Genomic DNA, 11,460 nt, shown 5'->3' with positions numbered 1-11,460 from the left:
TTTAGGGGCGCGTGTCCTTAGACTTCCTTGCTACCACAGGAAAAACGTGCTATTGATTAGGGGTATTTTTCAGACGTTCCGGGGGCGGGTTCCGTGAGTTGACTGGTTTTTCCAATGGCATATCTAGCACCCGCCCCTACAGTTCACGCTATCGCAATTTATGTCTGTACAACTTGTACCTTTGCATATCCCTAGTGGTTGGGCAATTCTGCACAATTCTTTTGGTGATGTAGACCCAGTGATCGAACATGGCTACATTATCAATGGTGAGTTTTTTAATGAAAATTTGCTATCCGCTAAACCAATTGAGTTCAACGGAACAGACTGGGTGACAGTGGGTGACGGCTATCTATTGCAGTTAGGATGGTATCCTGAATATCGTCCAGAAGGCTGTTATCGCTTAACCGTCAGCCAGGGAAGTGGTGATCAAAAAATTGTGGTTAAATACGAGTCTAAAGAACGGGAGGAAATTCGTCAGGTCCTACAGCGTTGTTTGGGTTGGGTTTCCCGTCGTGTGGGTATAGATGAAATTGGTAGCCTACTAGAAATTGAAGGCAAACAAATTGATAAAAATCCGCTAGGTTTCCGGGGAGTCCGCAAAAAAATTGTGGGGATTTCCGGGGATAAACTCAATAGATCAACCTATAGTCAGGTGGGTTGGTGGTCGCCTGTTTACTATGAGGTTTGCAATATGGCTTATCTCGACCAAAAATCAAATCGGATAGACTCTAATGGCTTGACACCAGAGAACAAGATGGCATAATAATGCTCACCAAAAACTTACTTGATTGAGGAGATTTAAACACTAATGGTCGTGTCTGAACAAAATCAACAAGCATCCACATATACAGACGATCGCTTTTTTAACCTGCCCTTGTTCGATATCTTAATCGAGTTCTTTAATGAGGATGGTTGGGTTTATAAAGAAATCGAACATCGCCGAGTCGTGGCTTTGGGAATTGAGGGCAAAAATGGTCGTTTTGATTGCTATGCGATCGCCCGGGAAGAGGAAAAACAAATCACGGTTTACTCGATTTTTCCGGTGAAAGTACCAGACTATAAACGCCAAAATATCTCGGATTTTGTCACCCGGGCTAATTATGGCATGGTGATTGGTAATTTCGAGATGAATTTCTATGATGGGGAAATTCGCTACAAAACCAGTTTAGATGTAGCAGGCGATCGCTTAACTCCCGCTTTAATTAAGCATTTGATTTATACCAATGTTTCGACAATGGATAAATTTCTCCCTGGTATTATGTCGATTATTTACGGCAATATTTCACCAGAAGAAGCCATATCACGGTATTAATTAAGTGGGTCAGTAGGGGCAACCTTCTCTGGTTGCCTATCCTTTCCCACCCCAATAAACCTGACTAAACACTTGACAAAAAAGCAGATTTATGGTATGTCTGCTTAAAATCTTTGTTGCCAATCGTCACCAACCCGGATGGTCAAATCCGAATTAATTGCACCAGTAGAAGAAGCCCTAACCGTACCAAAACCGATATATTCTTGCAACATTTCAGCACTAGCTAAATCTCCCCCCTGGACAATAATCTGAGTCGATCGCATAGTATAAGGCAACCCCGGCACAACATAAACATTATTAAAGCCCTGCTTAAACAAATAATCCGCGACTCTTTCGGCTGCTTGTGGGTTTCCAGAGGCATTTTGTACGGCAATTTTAGTACGTTTAGACAATTCCTGATAACCCGATCGCTGTAATGGTCCAGGTAAGACAAACCCGGTAGAATCAACCCGAAAATATTGAGCCATAATGCGATCACGTGCCGCGTCATCAACCACCCAATAACTCGTATATCCGCCCATGTCTCGCCCAGGTAACATCACCATTCGCACCTGTTGCGGTTCCAAATTCAACCCAAACTTAACCAGAGTCAGCATCTCCTCAAAATCCAAATTAGTATCAACATACTTCAACATCACCCGAATAATCTGAGGAATACGTGGCAATACATCAGGACTCTGTAAACGTTCTCGAATAGCCTCCATTAAAGCCTGTTGGCGTTGAATCCTGCCAATATCTCCATAAGCATCACTACGGAAGCGAGCAAAATGATCAGCCTGATCACCATCAATAGTTTGCCATCCCGGAGATAAATCAATCTCCAACTGTTGGGTATTATCCCGATAGGACATCGGATAGGGAACAAACACCTCCACCCCCCCCAACAAATTCACCAACTCCTTAAAAGCGCCAGTGCTAACTCGGACATAGCGGTTAATCTGCACCTGATTAAGGGTATCAGCTACCACCTCCGTAGCCAAGGAAGCGCCGCCCCAATAGTTAGCCTCGTTAATCTTACCCACACCCATACCAGGGATAAAAACCTCGGTATCACGGGGAATTGATAGCAAATTCAGATGGCGATCGCTCGGATTAAAATTCACCAAGATCATGCTATCACTGCGACCCCCAAAAACTTTCCCATCTTGTTCCTCGTGTGGTAGGGGGGGATCTATCCCCATGACCAAAATATTCACAGGTCGGGACAGACGAAACCGAAAGCGATCGCGCCATAATGAATTGAGAACCATCGATGCACTTTGTGGCTGTTCCGGTTTCAATGGAGACAGCAAAGCCGTTAGCGCCCCCAAAGTCGCCGAAGCGCTAGTAATGATCAGTGCAATAAAACTCAAAAATATTACCCGCAGGACTTTAGGTTGTCTTTGGTTGGTGGTGGGATAACTCATAAAATCGCCAATATCCTTTAATCTTGAACATGAAGTCAACTGAAGCTCAAAACTTTAAATCGCATGATACCCGTTATTCTCGCAGGTGGTAAAGGTGAGAGGTTCTGGCCTCTGAGTCGTCGTATCCGACCCAAACAATTTCTCAGTTTAGACGGTACTGGTCAAAGTTTATTACAAAGCACAGCAGAACGCTTGCTACCCTTGAGTAAAGGTGGTCCGGGTTTGTGGGTGATTACCTCCGCACTCCTAGAAAATGGAGTTCAGCAACAGTTACCCGATATCCCACCCGCAAATATTTTAGCCGAACCCCAAGGACGAGATACCGCCCCCGCCGTCGCCTGGACCGTCATTGAAGTTGTCCGTCGCTATGGGGAAGATACCGTGATTGGCTTTTTCCCGGCTGATCATTGGATTGGAAAACCGGATATTTTCCACGAGGCGATTAAATCAGCGGAAAATTTAGCTATCAGTCAGGATCTAATTGTCACCCTGGGGTTACAACCTCAATATCCGGCTACAGGTTACGGTTACATTGAACAGGGCGAAAAAATTGGCACTTTTGGCGATTTCACTGCTTATCAGGTAGCCCAGTTTACGGAAAAACCTGATCAAGAAAGGGCTGATCAATTTTTGGCTACTGGTCGGTTTAGTTGGAATGCGGGAATTTTTATATTTAGGGCTGGGGTGGTTCTTCAGGAATTACGCGCCTATGTCCCCGATTTGATTACCGCCCTGGAAGCTGAAGGAGCCAAGGCTTATGCTAACATTGAAAAAATCAGCATTGACTATGCACTGATGGAAAAAACCCAGAAAGCCTGTGTTTTACCAGTCTCTTTTGGCTGGGATGACCTGGGAGATTGGAATTCCTTAGAACGTCTTTTACCGAAACAAAATGGCAATGTGGCATTAGTCCGTCACTTGGGACTCGATACCCAAGATTCTATTCTGTATGGGAGTGATGAAAATGAGGTGATTATTACTATTGGGGTTCAGGATTTGGTGGTTGTTCGCGATGGTAATGTGACTTTGATTGTTGATAAGAACCGCACCCAGGATATTAAAAAGGTCTTGCCTCAGTTGGAGGATGATCCTGATTTGAGAGAACTTTTATAGGGAGGGCTGGCTACTTATCTGGTAGGGTGCATCTATCTTTGAGATGACAAAGGATCAATCTTGAGTAGCCATTGCTATAAGGCGATCGCTTTCTTTGGTACTATTACGGTTGATTGTTCAAGTAAAATAGCTAAAACAGCCTAGGGGAAAAATGAAAACACGAAAACTTGGTAAATCGGACATTGAAATCACCCCGATTATTTTAGGGACTTGGCAAGCTGATAAACGTTGGTGGAAAGGTATTGAAAAAGCCGACTTAATCCAGGCTATGCAGCAGGCGGTTGACCTGGGAATTACTACCATTGACACTGCGGAAATCTATGGTGATGGTATCTCGGAACAACTGATAGCTGAGGCGTTGTCAGATAGACGCGATCGCCTAATTTATGCCAGCAAGGTATTTGCGACCCATTTACAATATGACCAGGTAATTGAAGCGTGCGATCGCTCCTTAAAAAATCTGGAGACCGACTATATAGACCTGTATCAAATCCACTGGCCAACGGGTTCGTTTAATACAGAAATTGTGCCGATTTCCGAAACCATGGCCGCCCTAAATTTGCTCAAACAACAGGGGAAAATTAGAGCCATTGGAGTCTCAAACTTCTCCAAAACTCAACTCGAAGAAGCCAGCCAATATGGGGCTATAGATAGTATACAGCCTCCCTATTCTCTATTTTGGCGAGATGTGGAACGGGAAACCATGGCTTATTGTGTAGAACAGAAAATCTCAATTCTCGCTTATTCTTCCCTAGCCCAGGGACTTCTGACCGGAAAATTCGGAGTTAATCATCAGTTTGATCCAGAAGATCATCGACTCAAAAATAAACTCATCCAAAACCCAGAACATTATAGCCGGGTTCAACAAGCAATTAATCAGTTACGCCCCATAGCAGCAGACAAACGCTGTACGGTAGCACAATTAGCACTTGCATGGCTAATTTGTCAACCCCAAACTAACGCGATTGTCGGGGCTCGTAATAGCAGCCAGGTTGAGCAAAATGTGCAAACTATCGACATTCAACTTTCCCCAGAAGAGGTCAGCCAAATAGACCAAATTGGGCGTATAGTTACGGATCATCTGCAAAACGAATATCCAATTTTATGGAAGTTTTGAAAAATGGCGATCGCTCAAGCAGATAGTGGCAAAGGGTAAATTTTCAGGGTTTCAAGAAAGAAAATGGCAGTTAGTTAACTAACGCAAAACTTACATGGTGACAGCCAAAATAATCCGTTCATTACGGGGCTACATGAACTTGAAAAGGGCAGCATCAATGGAGACTAAGGCAAGTGTTTAACTTAGCTAAATAGTACAGTCACTAAGTTATCGAGTCACTGTTGATTCAATGAATTGGGAAATTGGCTAAGACTGCCTCTAGTTAAGAGAAGCAGCCATAGACTGAGATGAAAAAATTTCGCGAGATTCTTGTCGTACCTGTCCACTCATGGCGGCTACTTGCAAGTTAGCAAAAGCATTGAGTTCAATAGCATCATATTGAGAATTTTGGAGAATGTACCGGAGTTGATTTTCAGCTTCCAAGGTTAAATAACCAGTGGCGATCGCTTGTTGGACTACATCTTGAATACACAGCATAGTGAAATTACGGAGTTGTAATGGGTTTAAACTATATTTAGTATCCCTCTTTGTCAAGATAAAGGCAGTGATTCTGATATAGTGTTACCTGTGATTTGCGGCTGATCAGCATCTGATCTAAATCTCCACTGACTAGGTGAGCCAGATCACGGGTATCCATGATTATAGGTCTAGTTGTATGTACAGGGTTGAGTTTTCCCCAACCTCTTGCCTGCCTGGATCGCCATAATTTATGATGAGCCGAGGGATGATCTGATCAGTAATGGAGGGGAAATGATGGCAACAGACGACCTACAACAACATCTAAACAGTTTAGGCGATCGCTACCCTAAACTAGGACAGGCATTAGAACAAGCAGCAAAAGCCCTGAAAGACTCAGGCACTCCCATCAGTGAGCAGTTACTGCAAGGGTTGATTAACTATAACCGTGATTTCGCCAATTTCCAACAAAAACTACAAAACCGGGGACAAACCACCGCCGTAGTCGCGAGATCCCTGGTAGATTTACAGCAGTTATACCAAAAAGTAGCCCCAGCTACAGATGAGGGAGCCATTCCTCAGCAGGTTTTATCCTTGCTAGAGCAAATTCTCCGGCTGACCCACAGCGAACAGAAAGACTTTGCACCCCTACAACAAGCCCACAAACAAGCCCAACAACTCAAACAGCACATTTCCCAAGCTGATCTGAAATCAGACCCACAGCTAAAAGCATTGGTGACCGGACAGCACCCCCTCAACATTCTACTAAACTTGGTGAATAGCGGAGACCAACTCAATGATGAACAGTGGGCAAAATCGGCAGAAATTCTCGACAATACTTTTGGTAAATCTTTGGGGGTAGCTATTTCCAGAGGAAAAATTGTCAGTCAGTCGGGGGGGTCAACTACGACTCAACCGCCATTGAATGTGACAGCAGTTGAACGTCCCACGGCTAACCCAGATATTGTCATCCTAGAAGAACCTACCACCACGAAGGCCCCCAGTGATGTGATTATTGTTCCCAGTGTGGAAATTAACCCGCAACCTTTAACTATTGATGGCCAAAATATTGTGTTCGGCAATACTGCCATTGTCGGTCAGCCTACGGGGAAACCGGAAGTTAAACCGGGAACTGTGGGGCTGCGTGTGAGAGTGCATTTACAGGGATTAGGCGATCGCGATTTTGGCGGCGGGGAATATGCTGGAACTAAGGGTCAAGGTCGCCGCTTGGAGGCTTTCCAAATGGCGATTAATCCTCCCATTCCGGGTTTGGATATACAATACATGGCTCATATTGCTCAAGTTGGTGATAGTCCCACAGCCTCCAACGGTCAAATGGTGGGAGAACCGGGACAAAATCGCCAAATAGAAGGGTTTGCGATTAAGCTGGCTGGACCAGAAGCCCCGAAATATGATGTTTTCTATAATGCCCATATTCAAAATAAGGGAGATGTTCCGGTTTGTAGTAATGGTCAATATTGTGGTACTCGTGGGCAATCTTTACGAGTTGAGGGGATAAAAGTTTGGGTAGAACCCAAAAAATAATCCCCCTTGGTCATTCTCCCTCTAGGGCTACCAGTAAACATAATAATAGGGCTTCTGTCCACTCAACTACAGCCCCATAGGTGTCTCCGGTATGCCCACCTAAACGGTAGTTTAACCAGGTTCCGGTCAGAATAGCGATCGCACTTCCCCCAAGCAGTAAACCCACAGCCACCAGCCAGCGTCCGGGTTCTAACCAAATCTGTAACCCACTCAACCCGGAAAGTAGCACAACCCCAGGGAGTAAATCTAACGGCGAATAGGTTAAATCTTTGTGAAATGCTCCCTTTCCTTGTGCCTTCAGATAAGGATAACGAGCGATCGCTACTAACTGTCCCCAGCGTCCCCAAGCAGCCACCCCCATCAAAATTAACCAGCGTGTGCGGTCTAAATCAGCGAGGGCGGCGGTTTTCAGCAGTAAAATAGCTACGGCGGCGATCGCCCCAAAAGCTCCCGTCAAACTATCAGCCATCACCTCTAAGCGTCGCTGGGGGTCACCCGCAGCCAACCCATCAGCAGTATCCATCGCCCCATCTAAATGCAGTCCCCCAGTAATCCCAATCCAACCTACCACCACCAAAGCCGAGCGCGTTAAGACCGGACAGCCTAGCAACTGCAAACCCATGTCAGCCAGCCCTAACAATCCCCCAATCATTAACCCCATTACCGGGGCGAGTCTAGCAATTCCCCGAAACTCTAACGTCCAAGACGGAGGAATAGGTAAGCAGGTATAGAAAGCCACAGCAGCAGCTAAAGCCGCTCGTAGCTGTACCATATACCTAATCAGCGATCGCCAGACTGTCTCAAAACTCATAAAACTTAAACTTCAATTTTGCCATAGCTCTATAATATTTCTTAGGTTGTGCCACAATTGAGATCAAACCTGTTGGGGTCTAAACATATACTCTAATACCGCCAAGATAGTTCATCCTGGCTATGGAAAGTCAAAAGTCAAGAAACATCAAGAAAATCTGATCAGATCGACTTTCACAGTCCTACCTTTGCTACAATTGTGTATAAAGTTAGATATCCAACACCGACAGGCTGAAATATAATCTCAGCTACCGGGTTATGGGTAGATTTTTGAGAAGAATGCAAGTGGCGAGACAATAGAAGTAGTAAAATTACTCTGTTTTTCTCAAAACTTGCTTCGTTAAGCCTTATACGGTCAAAGGTTCAGGCAAAAAATCTGTCATACCTAGGGTGCTAAATTGTCCTAAACTCTCTGCGTGAAACTGACCTTATAACTATCGGCTTAACTAGGTAAAGGTGCCAGGTGGCGATTTTGGTTTAGGAGAAACTATAAAACTAGAGGCTTTTGCTCTATGAGTTACGATCAATTAAATTGCAGGGTGTCTGCTCCATGTATTATCGATACCGGAATCGTTGTTAACAAGCGCGATATGCAGAAGTTGCTGGTTGACCTCGGTCGGGTTCGTTATATACATATCCAAGACAACCAGGTAAAAAGCCAAGGCGAAGGTCAGATCCTGGAAGTGTTTGCGGATCAACAGCAGGCTACTCTCATTGCTAACCATGCTTTGTATTTGAATGTTTACAGTTTTGATTATCTGGAACTGAAACAATCCTCCGATAATGAAACCTATTTCGACTTAGTGCAAGATGGGCGACTACTGCGATTAGTTCCTATGTCTAATCCTTTAGAAGACCAGGCGACCAGGAACTTACAAGCCGCCGCCTTTGATGCAGTCATGGATCAAGTCCTATCAAATAACTGGGATACCCCCATTGATGATGATGATTGCCCCTTTTAATTGTCATCAATTGATCTGATTTTCTCAGTTTTGTAGTTAGACTTCATGCCCCAATCATTTTCGTTTCAAATACAGACTCGCTGCACTCACACTCACGCGAGGGCAGGAGTTTTTGTCACTCCCCATGGTATCGTGGAAACCCCCCGATTTATGCCAGTGGGAACCTTGGCTAATGTCAAAACTTTGACCCCGGCTCAACTCCTGGATACGGGCGCTCAAATGGTGCTATCCAATACCTATCATTTGCACCTACAACCAGGGGAGAAAATTGTGGCGGCGGCGGGGGGAATACATAAGTTTATGGGCTGGAATGGTCCGATATTGACCGATTCAGGCGGTTTTCAGGTTTTTAGTCTCAGTGAAATGCGGACGGTGACAGAAGCAGGAGTACGGTTTCGATCGCCTCACGATGGGGCAATTATTGAATTGTCCCCAGAACGCTCCATTGAGATACAAAATCAATTGGGGGCTGATGTGATTATGGCCTTTGATGAGTGTCCCCCTTATCCAGCTTCTAGGGAAGATGTGGTCGCAGCCACCGCGCGCACTGTTAGATGGCTAGAACGCTGCATAGCTGCTCATGACCGACCAGAGGCAGCCCTGTTTGGTATCGTACAAGGAGGAGTTTACCCAGATTTACGGGTGGCAGCAGCTAAAAAATTAGTAGAATTTGATTTGCCAGGTTATGCCATTGGAGGGGTGAGTGTCGGTGAACCTACCGATTTAATGGAAATGGTGGTTCGCGTCACTACCCCCATTTTGCCAGACCATAAGCCTAGATATTTGATGGGGATAGGAACTTACCGGGAAATGGCACAGGCGATCGCATCTGGTATAGATTTATTTGATTGTGTCATTCCTACCCGTTTGGCTCGCCATGGGGCGGCTTTGGTGGCCGGAGAACGCTGGAATTTGAAAAATGCCCAATTTAGAGAGGACTTTCGCCCCCTCGACCCATCTTGTCCTTGTTACACTTGCCAAAATTTTAGCCGCGCCTATATTAGTCATCTGGTACGCGCTAAGGAACTTTTAGCCTATACTCTCCTGAGTATTCATAATGTTACTGAACTGATTAGGTTTACTACCCGTATCCGAGACGCGATTTTGGGCGATCGCTTTACTGACGAGTTCGCACAATATTTGCAAGTTCAATCCTAACCCTAGCCCGATAAACTGACAAATCATCGCTAAAATGAGAATTGTCGCAAAGATTTGTTAAAATTCTGTAAGCCATATTTTAGTAAGAGGTTAATTGATTCATGGAAGCAGCACTGCTATTGGCAAAATTGCCAGAAGCCTACTCGATTTTTAGCCCCGTTGTTGATATTTTGCCCGTTATTCCCGTCTTTTTCCTGCTGTTGGCTTTTGTGTGGCAAGCTGCTGTCGGTTTCCGATAAGCCCAAACCAGCTCAGGCTATCGGTTCTATAGTGAGGCGTGAAATCCCACAGCCTAGCGTGCCGATAGCCCCTAGTAACTTAATCAGTCCGTATCCGCTACAATATTAAGCGCCAACTTCACTGGACTTATGCCATCATGTTGCTAGCTTGAGATGGTCTTAATCAGGATTTCAGAAATAAAGTTCTTATGCCTACTAATGCGATCGCCCTGTGCAAGTCTGTTGTTGTATTGACAACTATAGTTTTAACTCAGGCAGTTCCCCCCTCTGTGGTAGCCCGGTCTTCTCAAGAGGTTGTTAGTCAAATCACTGCTACAGAGTTTTTTGAGCGCGGTGTAGCACGCTACCAACGGGGAGATAAACAAGGGGCGATCGCTGATTTTACCCAAGCTATTCGCCTCAACCGTAACCATGCCCTCGCTTACTATAACCGGGGAGTGGTAAGGTTTAGGATCGGCAATAACTTGACTGAGGCGATCGCTGATTTTACCCAAGCTATCCGCATTAATCCTGAATATGTTGATGCCTACTATAATCGTGCCATTGCCCGTGTCAAAGTTCAACAATACTGGCCGGCTATTGATGATGTTACCCAGGTGATCAGCCTCGACCCCTCTCATGATCGGGCTTTCTACCTGCGGGGATTAATTTATTCCGAAAATCTTAAAGATTATCAAACCGGGATTAATGATTTTACTGAGGCGATCCGCCTTAACCCCAGAAACCCAGCACCCTATTTTAAGCGCGGGAATGCTCGCTATCGCATTGGCGATCGTGAAAGGGCTATTGATGACTATAACAAAGCTATTGATATCAACCCATCAGACCCGGAACCTTATTATAACCGAGCCATCAGTCGCTACCAAATTGGCGATCGCCAAGGCGCTATCTTTGACCTACAGAAGTCCGCAGACCTATATCTGGATTTGGGTAATTTCGAGAAATACCAAAAGGCGATCGATACCTTAGAAAAATTTGAGAATTAATTCCCGTTAGCACACACCTTTACCGAATCTTTACAAACTTCCGGCAAATTTTACCAAAGTTTTATAGACTTGGTGTTATGTTTTGCCTAGAATGTGGGTAGACGGGTGTTAGATACTTAACCTTAGTGTCCGTCTGACTCCTGTACCACAGGACAGACATAGAGACTAAACAAAGTATCGCATCTATAATATAGCATTTTTCCCGGTTTCCTCTCGTCATGGGCTGGGTTTAGGGACATATTTTAAGGATTTGATCAGACCTATCAGTTTTGATCAGTTTTGATCGCGGCAGTCTCAAGGGTCAGTCAGCACCCCCGGCTGAAGCACGGGGGCTTCGTGCCCCCCGCTTTCAGGTA

General features: G+C 45.0%; 12 protein-coding genes. 9 read left to right on the top strand and 3 right to left on the bottom strand.

The annotated features are described in order from the left end of the window. The first annotated feature begins 160 nt into the window (after positions 1-160). Positions 161-763, top strand: coding sequence for a hypothetical protein (locus P5683_RS07700; protein ID WP_006622002.1), 603 nt, complete (start codon positions 161-163; stop codon positions 761-763). Positions 764-808: 45 nt separating this feature from the next. After that, a complete protein-coding gene (locus tag P5683_RS07695; protein WP_006622001.1) occupies positions 809-1,312 on the top strand; it encodes a YbjN domain-containing protein in 504 nt (167 codons plus the stop codon). Between the two features lie 104 nt (positions 1,313-1,416). On the opposite strand, the gene P5683_RS07690 is transcribed toward P5683_RS07695, so the two are convergent. Next, entirely contained in the window at positions 1,417-2,718 is a 1,302-nt protein-coding gene (locus P5683_RS07690; RefSeq protein ID WP_006622000.1) for an LCP family protein, read from the bottom strand. Positions 2,719-2,781: 63 nt separating this feature from the next. Between P5683_RS07690 and P5683_RS07685 the strand changes: the two genes are divergently transcribed. Together P5683_RS07685 and P5683_RS07680 are read left to right on the top strand one after the other, a co-directional pair. After that, positions 2,782-3,831 (top strand): mannose-1-phosphate guanylyltransferase, encoded by a 1,050-nt coding sequence (locus P5683_RS07685; RefSeq protein WP_006621999.1) that lies wholly within the window; start codon positions 2,782-2,784, stop codon positions 3,829-3,831. Between the two features lie 151 nt (positions 3,832-3,982). After that, positions 3,983-4,948 carry an aldo/keto reductase gene (locus tag P5683_RS07680; protein ID WP_006621998.1) on the top strand — a complete coding sequence of 322 codons (966 nt, stop codon included), beginning with the start codon at positions 3,983-3,985 and terminating at the stop codon, positions 4,946-4,948. 258 nt (positions 4,949-5,206) lie between these two features. On the opposite strand, the gene P5683_RS07675 is transcribed toward P5683_RS07680, so the two are convergent. After that, a complete protein-coding gene (locus P5683_RS07675; protein WP_006621997.1) occupies positions 5,207-5,425 on the bottom strand; it encodes a hypothetical protein in 219 nt (72 codons plus the stop codon). Positions 5,426-5,632: 207 nt separating this feature from the next. Here P5683_RS07675 and P5683_RS07670 point away from each other — a divergent pair, with 207 nt between their 5' ends. Beyond that, positions 5,633-6,949: a hydrogenase gene (locus tag P5683_RS07670; RefSeq protein WP_235720296.1), complete on the top strand. Its 1,317-nt coding sequence runs from the start codon at positions 5,633-5,635 to the stop codon at positions 6,947-6,949. Between the two features lie 10 nt (positions 6,950-6,959). Here P5683_RS07670 and cobS read toward each other — a convergent pair whose 3' ends face one another. Then, positions 6,960-7,760: an adenosylcobinamide-GDP ribazoletransferase gene (cobS, locus tag P5683_RS07665; protein WP_006621995.1), complete on the bottom strand. Its 801-nt coding sequence runs from the start codon at positions 7,758-7,760 to the stop codon at positions 6,960-6,962. A 511-nt stretch (positions 7,761-8,271) separates the two neighbouring features. On the opposite strand from cobS, the gene P5683_RS07660 reads away from it, so the two are divergent. The 4 genes from P5683_RS07660 (at position 8,272) to P5683_RS07645 (ending at position 11,104) form a co-directional block, all read left to right on the top strand. Next, on the top strand, positions 8,272-8,721 hold the full coding sequence (locus tag P5683_RS07660) for a hypothetical protein (RefSeq protein WP_006621994.1): 450 nt from the start codon (positions 8,272-8,274) through the stop codon (positions 8,719-8,721). A 45-nt stretch (positions 8,722-8,766) separates the two neighbouring features. Continuing rightward, positions 8,767-9,879, top strand: a complete 1,113-nt coding sequence (gene tgt, locus P5683_RS07655; RefSeq protein ID WP_006670746.1) for a tRNA guanosine(34) transglycosylase Tgt — start codon at positions 8,767-8,769, stop codon at positions 9,877-9,879. A gap of 101 nt (positions 9,880-9,980) precedes the next feature. Next, positions 9,981-10,118 carry a photosystem II reaction center protein K gene (locus P5683_RS07650; RefSeq protein WP_006617292.1) on the top strand — a complete coding sequence of 46 codons (138 nt, stop codon included), beginning with the start codon at positions 9,981-9,983 and terminating at the stop codon, positions 10,116-10,118. Positions 10,119-10,306: 188 nt separating this feature from the next. Then, positions 10,307-11,104 (top strand): tetratricopeptide repeat protein, encoded by a 798-nt coding sequence (locus P5683_RS07645; RefSeq protein WP_006621992.1) that lies wholly within the window; start codon positions 10,307-10,309, stop codon positions 11,102-11,104. Positions 11,105-11,460: the final 356 nt, after the last annotated feature.

The organism is Limnospira sp. PMC 1279.21 (genome assembly GCF_032349615.1).
In the GTDB taxonomy this organism is placed as follows: domain Bacteria; phylum Cyanobacteriota; class Cyanobacteriia; order Cyanobacteriales; family Microcoleaceae; genus Limnospira; species Limnospira fusiformis.
Note: the sequence above shows the minus strand (reverse complement) of the source record. Positions and strands in the feature narration are given on the sequence as shown.